The following is a 16,703-nucleotide window of genomic DNA, read 5'->3' on the forward strand; positions in this document are numbered from 1 at the left end:
GAGCCGCTGTGGATCAGGAAAGGTCGAGATCGCCGTCGATCAGGTCGAAGAGTTCCTCGTTGGACGCCGAACGGAGTTTTTCCTCGATGTCCTCGTTACTGGCCGTTGCCTGTCCGCTCTCAGTGAGGCGAGAGAGGAGAGATTGCAGTCGACGAGTCACCTTCACCCGCCCGGAATCGTCCTCGGCACGTTCGATCAAGGCCTGTTCGAGCTTCTCGATCTCGACCAGGAACGTCGATTCGACCGATGCCTCACCCACGCCGAGGGCCGTGCCGACATGACGCGCCAAGTCATGGGGCGTGGGGTAGTCGAAGATCAGGGTGGAGGTGAGGCGCAGGCCGGTGGTCTCCGTGAGGCGGTTACGGAGCTGTACCGCTGTGAGCGAGTCGAACCCCAGCTCGTTGAAGGGTCGTTGGGGATCGATGGCTTCCGCACCGCCGTGCCCCAGCACCGCTGCGACGCCGGCGCAGACGACCTCAAGCACCAACTTCTCCTGCAACTCCGGCGGCAACGAACTCAGTCGGGTCGCGAGGCCTGCGTCCGTTGAGTGGGCCGTGGCGGCGGTGCGGCGGTTGGTCGGGGTGAGGTCGCGAAGGAGGGGAGGAACGTGGTCGGTCCTGTGGAGGGCGCTGGGGGTGAGGGGGAGGCATAGGTGGTATGGCTCGGCGGTGGTGAGTGCGGTGTCGAGGAGGTGGAGGGCGTGGTCGGTGTCGAGGGGTTGAGCGCCGGCGGTGACTTTGCGGATGTCTGTGCCGGTGAGGTGGTGGGTGAGGTTGGTGGTGTGTTTCCAGTAGCCCCAGGCGAGGCTGGTGGCGGGTTGGCCGTGGTGGTGGCGGTGGTGGGCGAGGGTGTCGAGGTAGGTGTTGGCGGCGGCGTAGTTGGCTTGGCCGGGGTTGCCGAGGGTGCCGGCGGCGGAGGAGTAGAGGACGAAGGCGGCGAGGTCGTGGTGGCGGGTGGCGTGGTGGAGGTTCCAGGCGGCGTCGATCTTGGGTGCGAGTACTGGGTGGAGGCGGTCGGGGGTGAGGCCGGTGAGGGTGGTGTCGTCGAGGGTGCCGGCGGTGTGGATGACCGCGGTGAGCGGGTGTTCTTCCGGGATGGAGGCGATCAGGTCTTCGACGGCTTGTGGGTCGGTGAGGTCGCAGGCGGTGAGGGTGACGTGGGCTCCGAGGGCCTTCAGCTGGTCGCGGAGTGTGGTGTGTTGGGGTGCGGTGCGGGAGGCGAGGAGGAGGTGGTGGGTGTGGTGGGTGGTGATGAGGTGGTGGGCGGTGAGGGTGGCGAGTCCTCCGGTGCCGCCGGTGATGAGGACCGTGCCGTGGGGGTTGAGGGGTTGGGGGAGGGTTTGGGTTGTTGGGGTGGTGCGTGCCAGGCGGGGTGCGAGGAGTTGGCCGTGGCGGTGGGCGAGTTGGGGTTCGCCGGTGGCGAGGGCGTCGGCGAGGTACGACGTGTCCGCCGGGTCGTCGGTGTCGATGAGGTGGATGCGGTCGGGGTTTTCGTTCTGGGCGGATCGGATCAGACCCCACAGGGGTGCGTGGGCCAAGTGGACGTCCTCTGCTGGGCTGGTGGCCACCGCGTGCTCGGTGAGGATGACCAGGCGCCGCTCGGAGGCGTCGTTGTCGGTCAGCCAGGACTGAAGGTGAGCCAGGAGGGCCTCGGTGGCCGCGTGCGCGGCTGTTGGGCTGTCGCTGTCCTCGTCCCTCTCAGGGATGTAGATGTCGACTTCGTCGAGGTCCACTTCGCGGGTGCCTGCTTCGGCCGGTTTCCAGGTCAGGTGGAAGAGGCTGTTGCGGGTTCCCGAGCCGATTGCCTTGTGGAGTGATGCGGGGTCGATGGGGCGGGTGGTGAGCGTGTTCACGGTGGCGACGGGGGCGCCGGTGGGGTCCCAGGCCTGGAGCGATACATCGTTGCCGGTGGTGGTGAGGGTGACGCGCAGGTGGGTGGCGCCGGTGGCGTGCACGGTGACACCGGTCCAGGCGAACGGCAGGCGCACCTCACTGCCTGTCTCTGCCGCTGTGGCGAGGGGGTGGAGGGCTGCGTCGAGGAGGGCTGGGTGGATGGTGTGTCCGGCGGGGTCGGCCTCTTCGGGCAGGGCGATTTCGGCGTGGAGGGTGCCGTCCGGCTGGGCCCAGACGGCGGTGACGCCCTGGAAGGCTGGCCCGTATTCGTAGCCGGCCGCGGCCAGTTGGTCGTAGAGGTCGGAGATGTCGACCTGTTCCGCGGCTGCGGGTGGCCATTGGGTGAGCGGCTCGGCCGGTCGGTGGGCGGTGGTGAGGGTGCCGGTGGCGTGGCAGGTCCAGGGCTCGGTGTCGTCGGGCTGTGCGCTGTGGGGTCGGGAGTGGATGGTGACGCGCCAGCCGTCGGCGTCGGGGGCGGTCGTGACTTGGAGGTCGCGGCTGCTCGTGTCGTCCAAGACCAGTGGGCTGTGGAGGGTGAGTTCGTCGAGGTGGGTGGCTCCGGTGTGGTCCCCGGCGTGCAGGGCCAGGTCGACCAGGGCCGTACCAGGAAGCAGGACCGTCCCGGACACGGCGTGACCGGTCAGCCAAGGGTGACTCCGCAGACCAATGCGGCCGGACAGGACAGTGTGGTTCGTGTCCGCGAGCTGGGTGGCTGTGGTTACCAACGGATGCTCTGTAGCGGCGAGCCCCAGGTCGGTGGCGTCGGTGAGCTGGGTGGGGGTTTGGAGCCAGTAGGGCTGGTGTTGGAAGGGGTAGGTGGGGAGGTCGGGGTGGGTGGGTTGGGGTTGTGGGAGGTGTGGGGTGAGGTCGGTGGGGTGGTGGTGGGTGTGGAGGGTGGTGAGGGTGGTGAGGTGGGTGTGGGTTTCGTTGGGGTGGTGGGGGGTGGTGTGGGTGGGGGTGGGGAGGTGGGGGGTGAGGGTGGGGTGGGGTGCGAGTTCGGTGAAGAGGGTGATGTGTTGGGTTTCGGTGAGGTGGGTGATGCCTTGGTGGAAGTGGACGGGTCGGCGGATGTGGTGGGCCCAGTAGGCGGGGTTGTGGTGCTGGTCGGGGGTGGCGGGGGTGCCGGTGAGGTTGGAGATGACCGGGATCTCGGCGTTTCCGAGGGTGTGGCGGGCGAAGAGTGCGGCCAGGTGGGTGGTGAAGGTGTCGAGGATGGGTTCGGTGTGGGCGCTGTGGAAGGCGTGGGCGACGTTCAGGGTCCGGGTGCGGATTCCGGCGGCTGTCAGTTCGGCGGCGATCTGGTCGAGTTGGTCGGTGGGTCCGGCGAGGGTGGTGGCGGTGGGTGAGTTGTGGGCGGCGATCTCGATGCGCGGGTGGCGTGTGAGGTGTTCGGTGAGTGGTTCGGGTCCGGAGTGGACGGCGAGCATGCCGGTGCCGGTGGGGAGGGTGTTGAGGAGTTTGGCGCGGGTGGTGACCATGTCGGCGGCCACCGGTAGCGGCAGGGTGCCGGCGAGGTGGGCGGCGGAGAGTTCGCCGATGGAGTGGCCGATGAGGGCGTGGGGGGTGATGCCGTGGGTGTGGAGGAGGTGGTAGGTGGCGGTGTGGTGGGCGAAGAGGGCGGGCTGGGTGTAGAGGGTGGTGTCCAGGAGGGTGGCTTCTTCGGTGCCGGGCTGGGCGAACATGACGTGTTGCAGGGGGAGGTCGAGGTGGGGGTCGAGGGCTGCGCAGACTTCGTCCAGGGCGTGGGCGTAGGCGGGGTAGGTGGTGTAGAGGTCGCTTCCCATGCCGGGGCGTTGGCTGCCCTGGCCGGAGAACAGGACGGCGAAGCGGGCAGGGCCTGTCGTGGTGGTGCGGGAGGGGCCGGTGATCAGGGCGGGGTGGTCGTCGCCGGCGGCCAGCGCGGCCAGCGCGGCGCGCAGTTGCGCGGGGTCGGCGGTGACGATCCCGGCGCGGTGTTCCAGGTGTGCCCGGCCCGACCACAAACGGGCCGCCAGTACACCGGGCTCCGCCTCCGGGTGCGCCTGGAGGTAGGTGGCGAGCCGGCCCGCGGTGTCGGCCAGGGCTTTGCGTGAGCGCGCCGAGACCACAACGGGTACGGGCCTTGCGTCCGGCTCGTCCTCCCGGGCGGGCTCGGGCACCTGCTCGGTCGGTGGTTCTTCGAGGATGAGGTGGGCGTTGGTGCCGCTGATGCCGAAGGAGGACACCGCGGCACGACGCGGACGGCCGGTCTGCGGCCATGACCGGGACTCGGTCAGCAGGGCCAGTCCGCCTGTCTCCCAGTCGACGTGGCTGGTGGGCCGGTCGACGTGCAGGGTTGAGGGCAGTACGCCGTGACGCATGGCTTCGATCATCTTGATGACGCCGGCGACGCCGGCGGCGGCCTGGGTGTGGCCGATGTTGGATTTGATCGAGCCCAGCCACAACGGCTGTTCGGCGGTGTGTTCGCGCCCGTAGGTGGCGAGGAGGGCTTGGGCTTCGATGGGGTCGCCGAGGGTGGTGCCGGTGCCGTGCGCCTCGACGGCGTCGATCTGGGCGGGGGTCAACTGGGCGTCGGCGAGGGCTTGTTCGATCACACGCTGCTGGGAGGGCCCGTTGGGGGCGGTCAGGCCGTTGGACGCGCCGTCCTGGTTCACCGCCGAGGACCGCAGGAGGGCGAGGACGTGATGTCCGTTGCGTTGGGCGTCGGAGAGGCGTTCGAGGAGGATGAGTCCTGCGCCTTCGCCCCAGCCGGTGCCGTCGGCGGCGTCGGCGAAGGGCTTGCAGCGGCCGTCGGCAGCCAACCCCCGCTGACGGGAGAACTCCAGGAAGGCGGACGGCGTCGACATCACGGTGACGCCGCCGGCGAGGGCGAGATCGCACTCCCCTTGGCGTAGGGCTTGGGCCGCCAGATGCATACTCACCAACGACGAGGAGCAGGCGGTGTCCACCGTCATGGCTGGGCCTTCGAGGCCGAACGTGTACGCCACCCGCCCGGAAGCCACACTCGCCGCACTCCCGTTGCCGAGGTACCCCTCGAAGCCCTCGGGCGTCCGGTGCATCAGGCGCGGTCCGTAATCCGCGTAGATGACTCCGGTGAAGACGGCTGTGTTGCTGCCGTTGAGGGTGGTGGGGTCGATACCGGCGTGTTCGAAGGCTTCCCAGGCGGTTTCGAGGAGCAGTCGCTGTTGGGGGTCGGTGGCGAGGGCTTCTCGGGGGTTCATGTGGAAGAAGTCGGCGTCGAACTGGTCGGCGTCGTGGAGGAAGGCGCCGTGGCGTGTGTAGGTCTTGCCGGTGGCGTCCGGATCGGGGTCGTAGAGGTTGTCCAGGTCCCAGCCACGGTTGGTCGGGAAGCCGGATATGGCGTCCTTCCCTTCGGCGACCAACCGCCAGAGGTCATCGGCCGTGCGGATGTCGCCGGGGTAGCGGCAGGCGGTGGCGACGATGGCGATGGGGTCGTGGGTGGTGGGGCTGGTGGTGTGGGCGGTGGTGGTGGTTGTGGTGGGGGTGTTGAGGAGTTGGTTGAGGAGGTGGGTGGTGAGGGTGTGGGGGGTGGGGTGGTCGAAGATGAGGGTGGCGGGCAGGCGCAGGGTGGTTGTGCCGGTGAGGCGGTTGCGGAGTTCGACGGCGGTGAGGGAGTCGAAGCCGAGGTCTTTGAAGGGCCGTTGCGGGTCGATGGCGTCGGGGGTGTGGTGGCCGAGGACGGCGGCGACGTTGCTGCGGACGAGGTCGAGCAGGCGGTGGTGCCGGTCGGTTTCGGGCAGGCGGGTCAGTTCCTGGGCCAGGGCTCCGGCGGTGGTGGGGGTGTGGGTGGCGGCGCTGCGGCGGGTGGGGCGTGGGGCGAGGTCGCGCAGCAGTGCGGGGACGGCATCGGTGGTGCGCAGCGTGCTGGGGGTGAGGGGGAGGCACAGGTGGTATGGCTCGGCGGTGGTGAGTGCGGTGTCGAGGAGGTGGAGGGCGTGGTCGGTGTCGAGGGGTTGAGCGCCGGCGGTGACTTTGCGGATGTCGGTGCCGGTGAGGTGGTGGGTGAGGTTGGTGGTGTGTTTCCAGTAGCCCCAGGCGAGGCTGGTGGCGGGTTGGCCGTGGTGGTGGCGGTGGTGGGCGAGGGTGTCGAGGTAGGTGTTGGCGGCGGCGTAGTTGGCTTGGCCGGGGTTGCCGAGGGTGCCGGCGGCGGAGGAGTAGAGGACGAAGGCGGCGAGGTCGTGGTGGCGGGTGGCGTGGTGGAGGTTCCAGGCGGCGTCGATCTTGGGTGCGAGTACCGGGTGGAGGCGGTCGGGGGTGAGGCCGGTGAGGGTGGTGTCGTCGAGGGTGCCGGCGGTGTGGATGACCGCGGTGAGCGGGTGCTCTTCCGGGATGGAGGCGATCAGGTCTTCGACGGCTTGTGGGTCGGTGAGGTCGCAGGCGGCGAGGGTGACTTCGGCTCCCAGGGCCTTCAGCTGGTCGCGGAGTGTGGTGTGTTGGGGTGCGGTGCGGGAGGCGAGGAGGAGGTGGTGGGTGTGGTGGGTGGTGATGAGGTGGTGGGCGGTGAGGGTGGCGAGTCCGCCGGTGCCGCCGGTGATGAGGACCGTGCCGTGGGGGTTGAGGGGTTGGGGGAGGGTTTCGGTTGTTGGGGTGGTGCGTGCCAGGCGGGGTGCGAGGAGTTGGCCGTGGCGGTGGGCGAGTTGGGGTTCGCCGGTGGCGAGGGCGTCGGCGAGGTACGACGTGTCCGCCGGGTCGTCGGTGTCGATGAGGTGGATGCGGTCGGGGTTTTCGTTCTGGGCGGATCGGATCAGACCCCACAGGGGTGCATGCGGGAGGTGGACATCCTCCGCAGAGTTCGTTGCGACGGCGTGGTGGGTGAGGACGACCAGTCGGCGATCGGTGGCGTCGTTGGTGGTCAGCCAGGACTGAAGGTGAGCCAGGAGGGCCTCGGTCACGGCGTGCGCGGCGGCCGGGCTTAGGTCTTCCAGATCGACCGGGGTCGCATAGACGTCGACCTCGTCGTCACGCACGACCTCAGGGCCTGCTTCGATCGGCTTCCAGGTCAGGTGGAAGAGGCTGTTGCGGGTTCCTGCATCCGCCGTCTTCTGCAGTGATGCCGGGTCGATGGGGCGGGTGGCGAGCGTGTTCACGGTGGCGACGGGGGTGCCGGTGGGGTCCCAGGCCTGGATGGAGATGTTGTTGTCGGTGGTGGTGAGGGTGACGCGTAGGTGGGTGGCGCCGGTGGCATGCACGGTGACACCGGTCCAGGCGAACGGAAGCCGTGTCTCTCCGATGTCCGCAGTCCGGCGGGCGAGGGGATGGAGGGCTGCGTCGAGGAGGGCTGGGTGGATGGTGTGTCCGGTGGGGTCGGCCTCTTCGGGCAGGGTGATTTCGGCGTGGAGGGTGCCGTCCCTCTCAGACCAGACGGCGCTGACGCCTTGGAAGGCTGGTCCGTATTCGTAGCCGGCTGCGGCCAGTTGGTCGTAGAGGTCGGAGATGTCGACCTGTTCCGCGGCTGCGGGTGGCCATTGGGTGAGCGGTTGGGCCTGTTCCTGTGACGTGGTGAGGGTGCCGGTGGCGTGGGACACCCATTCGGAGTTGGCGGTGTCCGGTTCGTCGGTGTGGGGTCGGGAGTGGATGGTGACGCGCCAGCCGTCGGCGTCGGGGGCGGTGGTGACTTGGAGGTCGCGGCTGGTGGCCTCGTCCAGGACGAGGGGTGTGTGGAGGGTGAGTTCGTCGAGGTGGGTGGCTCCGGTGTGGTCCCCGGCGTGCAGGGCCAGGTCGACCAGGGCCGTGCCAGGCAGCAGGACCGTGCCGGACACGGCGTGATCCGCCAGCCAGGGGTGGGTCTTCAGTGCGATGCGTCCGGACAGGACGGTGCTGTTGGTGTCGGCGAGCTGGGTGGCGGTGCTGAGCAGCGGATGGTCGACGGCTGTCAGGCCGAGGTCGCTGGCGTCGGTGAGCTGGGTGGGGGTTTGGAGCCAGTAGGGCTGGTGCTGGAAGGGGTAGCTGGGCAGCTCGGAGTCGGCGGGCTGCGGCTGCGGGAGGTGGGGCGTGAGGTCGATGCCGTGGTGGTGGGTGTGGAGGTTGGTGAGGGTGGTCAGCAGTCGGGCGGTGTTGTCGTTGTGGCGGGTGAGGGTGGGGTAGTGGTGGGCGTCTGCCGGGTGTGCGGCGAGGGTGTCGGCGAGGGCCGCGGCGAGCACCGGGTGGGGGCTGGTCTCGATGAACGTGTGGTGCCCGTCGTCGAGGAGCTGGAGAGCCGTCGTGTGGAAGTGAACCGGGTGGCGGAGGTTGTCGACCCAGTAGGCGCCGTCCAGGAGCCGGTCTTCCGGCAGCAGGCCACCGGTGTGGGTGGAGTAGAAGGGAATAGCCGGGCGAACGGGCTGGATGTGGGTGAGGTCGGTGAGGATGGTTTCGCGCAGGGCTTCGACGGCGGGGGTGTGTGAGGCGTAGTCGACGGGGATGAGGCGGGCCCGGACACCGTCCTGTTGGTAGGCCTCGACGAGTGCCGTCAGTGCAACCGTTTCGCCGGCCAGGACGGTGGTGGCCGGTCCGTTGACGGCGGCGAGGTGGACCCCGTCGGGCAGGTCGGTGAGCTCCGAAGCGGGCAGGGGGAGGGAGGCCATGGTGCCGGTGCCGGCGAGTTGCCTGATGGCCTGGGCTCGCAGGGTGACCACGGCGATGGCGTCCGCCAGGGTGAGTGCTCCGGCGATGTGGGCGGCGGCGATCTCGCCCTGGGAGTGGCCGATCACGGCGTCGGGCCTGACGCCGTAGTGTTCCAGCACCCGCGCGATGCCGGTCATGACGGCGAACAGGGCGGGCTGCACCACATCCACCCGCGCCAGGGCGTCTTCGTCCTCGGAGGCGAGGACGTCGAGCAGGTCCCAGTCGCACCAGCGCGCCAGCTCCTGCTGGCATGCGGCCAGGTGGGCGGCGAAGAGCGGCTCTTCGGCGGCCAGGCGGCGGCCCATGCCGGCCCATTGCGAGCCCTGCCCGGGGAAGACGAAGGCGGTCTTTCCCGGTGCTGTTGTGCCTGGGCCGACGACGAGTGCGGGGTGGCCGCTGCCGTCGGCGAGTGCGGTGAGGGCGGTGAGCAGTTCCGCGCGGTCGTCGGTGACGATCCCGGCGCGGTGCTCCAGCTTGGCGCGTCCGTTCCACAGGCGTGCGGCCAGCGGACCGACCTCCACCTCCCGATGGGCGTCCACGAACTCGGCCAACCGGCCCGCCGTATCGGCCAGCGCACGCTCCGACCGCGCGGACAGCACCACCGGCACCGGCCCGAACTGCGGCTCCTGCCCCTGCTCCGGTGCCTCCGCCTCCGCAGGTTCCGGTGCGGCTTCCAAGATCACGTGCGCGTTCGTCCCACTCATGCCGAACGACGACACCGCCGCCCGACGCGGCTCACCCGTCTCCGGCCACTCCTGCGCCTCCGTCAGCAGTGCAATATGACCTGTTTCCCATTCCACGTGAGTGGAGGGCTCGTCCACGTGAAGGGTTTGGGGGAGTCGACCGTGGCGCATGGCTTCGATCATCTTGATGACGCCGGCGACGCCGGCGGCGGCCTGGGTGTGGCCGATGTTGGATTTGATCGAGCCCAGCCACAGCGGCTGTTCGGCGGTGTGTTCGCGCCCGTAGGTGGCGAGGAGGGCTTGGGCTTCGATGGGGTCGCCGAGGGTCGTGCCGGTGCCGTGGGCCTCGACGGCGTCGATCTGGGCGGGGGTCAACTGGGCGTTGGCGAGGGCTTGTTCGATGACGCGTTGTTGGGAGGGTCCGTTGGGGGCGGTGAGGCCGTTGGAGGCGCCGTCCTGATTGATGGCTGATCCGCGTAGTACCGCCAGTACCGGGTGGCCGTTGCGTTGGGCGTCGGAGAGGCGTTCGAGGAGGATGAGTCCTGCGCCTTCGCCCCAGCCGGTGCCGTCGGCGGCGTCGGCGAAGGGCTTGCAGCGGCCGTCGGCAGCCAACCCGCGCTGACGGGAGAAGACTTGGAAGGTGCCGGGGGTGGCCATGACGGTGGCGCCGCCCGCCAGAGCCATGTCGCACTCACCCTGGCTGAGAGACTGGGCAGCGAGGTGTAGGGCGACCAGGGACGAGGAGCAGGCGGTGTCCACCGACATCGCGGGGCCCTCAAGCCCGAACGTGTACGCCACCCTGCCGGAGGCCACGCTTCCCGAACTGCCCGTGGCGATGTAGCCCTCTAGCCCCTCCGGGTTCTGGTGGAGGCGTAGCAGATAGTCCTGCGAGATGACTCCGGTGAAGACGCCTGTGTTGCTGCCGTTGAGGGTGGTGGGGTCGATGCCGGCGTGTTCGAAGGCTTCCCAGGCGGTTTCGAGGAGCAGTCGCTGTTGGGGGTCGGTGGCGAGGGCTTCTCGGGGGTTCATGTGGAAGAAGTCGGCGTCGAACTGGTCGGCGTCGTGGAGGAAGGCGCCGTGGCGTGTGTAGGTCTTGCCGGTGGCGTCCGGGTCGGGGTCGTAGAGGTTGTCCAGGTCCCAGCCACGGTTGGTCGGAAGGTCACCGACGGCGTCAATGCCCTCGCTGACGAGTTCCCACAGTGCTTGCGCATTGCGGATGTCGCCGGGGTAGCGGCAGGCGGTGGCGACGATGGCGATGGGGTCGTGGGTGGTGGGGCTGGTGGTGTGGGCGGTGGTGGTTGTGGTGGGGGTGTTGAGGAGTTGGTTGAGGAGGTGGGTGGTGAGGGTGTGGGGGGTGGGGTGGTCGAAGATGAGGGTGGCGGGCAGGCGCAGGGTGGTTGTGCCGGTGAGGCGGTTGCGGAGTTCGACGGCGGTGAGGGAGTCGAAGCCGAGGTCTTTGAAGGGCCGTTGCGGGTCGATGGCGTCGGGGGTGTGGTGGCCGAGGACGGCGGCGACGTTGCTGCGGACGAGGTCGAGCAGGCGGTGGTGCCGGTCGGTTTCGGGCAGGCGGGTCAGTTCCTGGGCCAGGGCTCCGGCGGTGGTGGGGGTGTGGGTGGCGGCGCTGCGGCGGGTGGGGCGTGGGGCGAGGTCGCGCAGCAGTGCGGGGACGGCATCGGTGGTGCGCAGCGCGCTGGGGGTGAGGGGGAGGCACAGGTGGTATGGCTCGGCGGTGGTGAGTGCGGTGTCGAGGAGGTGGAGGGCGTGGTCGGTGTCGAGGGGTTGAGCGCCGGCGGTGACTTTGCGGATGTCGGTGCCGGTGAGGTGGTGGGTGAGGTTGGTGGTGTGTTTCCAGTAGCCCCAGGCGAGGCTGGTGGCGGGTTGGCCGTGGTGGTGGCGGTGGTGGGCGAGGGTGTCGAGGTAGGTGTTGGCGGCGGCGTAGTTGGCTTGGCCGGGGTTGCCGAGGGTGCCGGCGGCGGAGGAGTAGAGGACGAAGGCGGTGAGGTCGTGGTGGCGGGTGGCGTGGTGGAGGTTCCAGGCGGCGTCGATCTTGGGTGCGAGTACTGGGTGGAGGCGGTCGGGGGTGAGGCCGGTGAGGGTGGTGTCGTCGAGGGTGCCGGCGGTGTGGATGACCGCGGTGAGCGGGTGTTCTTCCGGGATGGAGGCGATCAGGTCTTCGACGGCTTGTGGGTCGGTGAGGTCGCAGGCGGTGAGGGTGACGTGGGCTCCGAGGGCCTGGAGTTCGGCTTGGAGTGTGGTGTGTTGGGGTGCGGTGCGGGAGGCGAGGAGGAGGTGGTGGGTGTGGTGGGTGGTGATGAGGTGGTGGGCGGTGAGGGTGGCGAGTCCGCCGGTGCCGCCGGTGATGAGGACCGTGCCGTGGGGGTTGAGGGGTTGGGGGAGGGTGAGGGTGAGTTTGCCGGTGTGGCGGGCTTGGCTGAGGTGGCGGAGGGCGTGGGGGGTGTGGCGGATGTCGAAGTTGGTGGTGGGCAGGGGGGTGAGGGTGCCTTGGGTGAAGAGGTCGCGGAGGGTGGTGAGGATGTGTTGGATGCGGTCGGGGCCGGCTTCGATGAGGTCGAAGTTGCGGTAGTGGATGTTGTGGGTTTGGGCGAGTTGGTCGGGGTCGCGGATGTCGGTTTTGCCCATTTCGATGAAGCGTCCGCCGGGGTGGAGGAGGCGGAGGGTGGCGTCGGTGTGTTGGTGGGCGAGGGCGTTGAGGGCGACGTCGATGCCGTGGTGGGGGGTGTGGGTGCGGAAGTGGTGTTCGAAGTCGAGGGTGCGGCTGGAGGCGATGTGGGTGGGGGGGAGTCCTTGGGTGGTGAGGTGGTGGTGTTTGGTGGGGTGGGCGGTGGCGTAGATGTCGGCGCCGGTGTGTTGGGCGAGTTGGAGGGCGGCTGAGCCGACTCCGCCGGTGGCGGCGTGGATGAGGAGGGTTTCGCCGGGTTGGAGGTCGGCGAGGTCGTAGAGGGCGTAGTAGGCGGTGAGGAAGGCGACGGGGGTGCCGGCGGCGGTGGTGTAGGACCAGTGGTCGGGGATGGTGGTGACCAGACGGTGGTCCGTGACGGTGCGTGCGCCGGCGCCGTGGGTGAAGACGCCCATGACGCGGTCGCCGACGGTGAGGGTGGTGACGTCGTCGGCGATCTCGGTGATGATGCCGGCGCCTTCGCTGCCCAGGGGTGCGGTGCCGGGGTACATGCCCAGGGCGATGAGGGTGTCGCGGAAGTTGAGGCCGATGGCGCGGATGTCGATGCGGACCTGGCCGGGGGTCAGGGGGGCGTCCCATTCGGGTGCGGGCCGGCAGGTGATGGCTTCGATGGTGCCGCTGGTGTCGGCGGACAGTTTCCAGGACTGCTGGGGCAGGTGCAGGGTGTGGTGGTCCTCGGTGCGTGCCAGGCGGGGTGCGAGGAGTTGGCCGTGGCGGTGGGCGAGTTGGGGTTCGCCGGTGGCGAGGGCGTCGGCGAGGTACGACGTGTCCGCCGGGTCGTCGGTGTCGATGAGGTGGATGCGGCCGGGGTTCTCGTTCTGCGCGGAGCGGATCAGACCCCACAACGGGGCGTGGGCCAAGTGGACGTCTTCCGCTGGGCTGGTGGCGACCGCGTGCTGGGTGAGGATGACCAGGCTGCGGCTGGTGGCGTCGTTGTCGGTCAGCCAGGACTGAAGGTGAGCCAGGAGGGCCTCGGTGGCCGCGTGCGCGGCGGCCGGATTGTGGTCGTCCAGGTCGGCTGGAGCTGCGTAAACATCGACCTGGTCCGGGTCCACGACCTCAGAGCCTGCTTGGATCGGCTTCCAGGTCAGGTGGAAGAGGCTGTTGCGGATTCCAGCATCCGCCGTCTTCTGCAGTGATGCCGGGTCGATGGGGCGGGTGGCGAGCGTGTTCACGGTGGCGACAGGGGCGCCGGTGGGGTCCCAGGCCTGGAGCGATACATCGTTGCCGGTGGTGGTGAGGGTGACGCGCAGGTGGGTGGCGCCGGTGGCGTGCACGGTGACACCGGTCCAGGCGAACGGCAGGCGCACCTCACTGCCTGTCTCTGCCGCTGTCGCGAGGGGGTGGAGGGCTGCGTCGAGGAGAGCCGGGTGGATGGTGTGTCCGGTGGGATCAGCTGAGTCGGTCAGTGCCACTTCGGCATGCAAAGTGCCGTCGGATTGGGCCCAGACCGAAGTGACGCCCTGGAAGACCGGCCCGTACTCGTAACCACTGACGGCCAATTGACGGTAAAGACTGGAAACGTCGACTGGTCGTGTCCCGACAGGCGGCCACTGGGTGAGGGGCTGGGCCTGTTCATGTGACGTGGTGAGGGTGCCGGTGGCGTGGCATACCCATTCGGAGTTGGCGGTGTCCGGTTCGTCGGTGTGGGGGCGGGAGTGGATGGTGATCTGCCATCCGCTCGCCTCGGGAGTGGTGGTGACTTGGAGGTCGCGGCTGGTTGTGTCGTCCAGGACGAGGGGTGTGTGGAGGGTGAGTTCGTCGAGGTGGGTGGCTCCGGTGTGGTCCCCGGCGTGCAGAGCCAGGTCGACCAGAGCCGTGCCAGGCAGCAGGACCGTGCCGGACACGGCGTGATCGGCGAGCCAGGGGTGGGTCTTCAGTGCGATGCGTCCGGACAGGACGGTGCTGTTGGTGTCGGCGAGCTGGGTGGCGGTGCTGAGCAGCGGATGGTCGACGGCCGTGAGTCCCAGGTCGCTGGCGTCGGTGAGCTGGGTGGGGGTTTGGAGCCAGTAGGGCTGGTGCTGGAAGGGATACGTCGGCAGGTCCAGGCCGTGGTGCGGTGTGGTGGGCAGGTGCTGGGCCAGGTCGATGCCGTGGTGGTGGGTGTGGAGGTTGGTGAGGGTGGTCAGCAGTCGGGCGGTGTTGTCGTTGTTGCGGGTGAGGGTGGGGTAGTGGTGGGCGTCTGCCGGGTGTGCGGCGAGGGTGTCGGCGAGGGCCGCGGCGAGCACCGGGTGGGGGCTGGTCTCGATGAAGGTGTGGTGGCCGTCGTCGAGGAGTTGGAGAGCCGTCGTGTGGAAGTGGACGGGGTGGCGGAGGTTGTCGACCCAGTAGGCGCCGTCCAGGGGCCGGTCGTCGGGCAGCAGGCTGCCGGTGTGGGTGGAGTAGAAGGGAATCGTGGGTGGGAGCGGCTGGATCTGGGCGCGGTGGGTGAGGTCGGTGAGGATGGTTTCGCGCAGGGCTTCGACGGCGGGGGTGTGTGAGGCGTAGTCGACGGGGATGAGGCGGGCCCGGACATCGTCCTGTTGGTAGGCCTCGACGAGTGCCGTCAGTGCAACCGTTTCGCCGGCCAGGACGGTGGTGGCCGGTCCGTTGACGGCGGCGAGGTGGACCCCGTCGGGCAGGTCGGTGAGCTCCGAAGCGGGCAGGGGGAGGGAGGCCATGGTGCCGGTGCCGGCGAGTTGCCTGATGGCCTGGGCTCGCAGGGTGACCACGGCGATGGCGTCCGCCAGGGTGAGTGCTCCGGCGATGTGGGCGGCGGCGATCTCGCCCTGGGAGTGGCCGATCACGGCGTCGGGCCTGACGCCGTAGTGTTCCAGCACCCGCGCGATGCCGGTCATGACGGCGAACAGGGCGGGCTGCACCACATCCACCCGCGCCAGGGCGTCTTCGTCCTCGGAGGCGAGGACGTCGAGCAGGTCCCAGTCGCACCAGCGCGCCAGCTCCTGCTGGCATGCGGCCAGGTGGGCGGCGAAGAGCGGCTCTTCGGCGGCCAGGCGGCGGCCCATGCCGGCCCATTGCGAGCCCTGCCCGGGGAAGACGAAGACGGTCTTCCCCGGCTCCACCACGCCCGGCCCCACCACCAGCGCGGGATGACCGCTTCCCTCGGCCAGAGCGGTCAGGGCGTCACGCAGCTCCCCGACACTGTCGGTGACGATCCCGGCGCGGTGCTCCAGCTTCGCCCGCCCCGACCACAACCGCGCGGCCAGCGGACCGACCTCCACCTCCCGATGGGCGTCCACGAACTCGGCCAACCGGCCCGCCGTATCGGCCAGCGCACGCTCCGACCGCGCGGACAGCACCACCGGCACCGGCCCGAACTGCGGCTCCTGCCCCTGCTCCGGTGCCTCCGCCTCCGCAGGTTCCGGTGCGGCTTCCAGGATCACGTGCGCGTTCGTCCCACTCATGCCGAACGACGACACCGCCGCCCGACGCGGCTCACCCGTCTCCGGCCACTCCTGCGCCTCCGTCAGCAGGGAGACGGACCCCGCGCTCCAGTCCACGTGGCTCGACGGACGGTCGACATGCAGGGTCGGCGGCAGTACCCCGTGCCGCATCGCCTGCACCATCTTGATCACGCCGGCCACACCCGCCGCCGCCTGGGTGTGCCCGATGTTGGACTTCACCGAGCCCAGCCACAGCGGTCGTTCGGCGGAGTGCTCCCGGCCGTAAGTCGCCAGTAGGGCTTGGGCTTCGATGGGGTCGCCGAGGGTGGTGCCCGTGCCGTGGGCCTCGACGACATCCACCTGGCCCGGCCGCAACCGCGCGTTGGTCAGCGCCCGCTCGATCACCCTGCGCTGGGAGGGGCCGTTGGGGGCGGTCAGGCCGTTGGACGCGCCGTCCTGGTTGACCGCCGAGCCACGCAGGACCGCGAGAATCGGGTGGCCTTCGCGCTGCGCGTCCGACAGGCGTTCCAGGAGCAGGAGTCCGACGCCCTCACCCCAGCCGGTGCCGTCCGCCGCCTCGGCGAACGCCTTGCAGCGGCCGTCCGCCGCCAGACCCCGTTGACGGGAGAAGACGGTGAACGCGGACGGGCTGGTCATGACCGTGGCACCACCGGCGAGCGCGGCGTCGCACTCACCGTTGCGCAGCGCCTGGATCGCCAGATGGAGGGCGACGAGAGAGGAGGAGCAGGCGGTGTCCACGGTCACCGCCGGGCCTTCGAGCCCGAACGTGTACGCCACCCGGCCCGAGGCCACACTGCCCGCGCTGCCGGTGGCCGCGTAGCCCTCCAGATCGTCGGTGGCACGGTACAGACGGAGCAGATAATCCTGGGAGTTGAGCCCGGCGAAGACTCCGGTCGCGGTGCCCTTCCTCCCGGTGGGGTCCAGGCCCGCCCGCTCGAACACCTCCCACGCCGTCTCCAGCAGCAGCCGCTGCTGCGGGTCCATGGCCAGTGCCTCGCGGGGCGAGATGCCGAAGAGATCCGGGTCGAAGCGGTCCGCTCCCTCCAGGAAGGCACCCCTCCGCGTGTAGCTCTTGCCGCCGGCGGCCGGGTCGGGGTCGTACAGGTCCTCCGCCCAACCGCGGTCGAGGGGGAACTCCGTGATGCCGTCGCGGCCCTCGGCCACGAGGTTCCACAGGTCCTCGGGTGAGCCGACCCCACCGGGGTAGCGGCAGGCCATGGAGACGATGGCGATGGGCTCCGTGGACTTCGACTCGACCTCGCTGAGGCGGCGACGGGCCTGGCGGAGTTCCGCGGTCACCCACTTCAGGTTGTCCAGAAGCCTCTGCTCGTCAGTCATGGGCGCAAGCTCCTTGTCGAGGCGCGGAATGGTGCGGGGCGGGGGTGGTCATGGACGATCGAGGGGGTGGCTCGCGGTGGCCGTC

The 16,703-nt window shown here is 69.7% G+C and carries 1 protein-coding gene; it reads right to left on the bottom strand.

Features of this window, described 5'->3' with window-relative positions; translation table 11 throughout:
• Positions 1 to 13: 13 nt before the first annotated feature.
• A complete protein-coding gene (locus OHU89_RS38680) occupies positions 14 to 16,618 on the bottom strand; it encodes an SDR family NAD(P)-dependent oxidoreductase (protein ID WP_405649592.1) in 16,605 nt (5,534 codons plus the stop codon).
• Positions 16,619 to 16,703: the final 85 nt, after the last annotated feature.

Origin of the sequence: Streptomyces sp. NBC_00019 (assembly GCF_045041015.1) — a bacterium.
Lineage (GTDB): Bacteria > Actinomycetota > Actinomycetes > Streptomycetales > Streptomycetaceae > Streptomyces.

Coding starts and splice junctions, on each gene's coding strand:
- OHU89_RS38680 (WP_405649592.1), bottom strand. CDS start 16,618: ATGACTGACGAGCAGAGGCTTCTGGACAACCTGAAGTGGGTGACCGCG.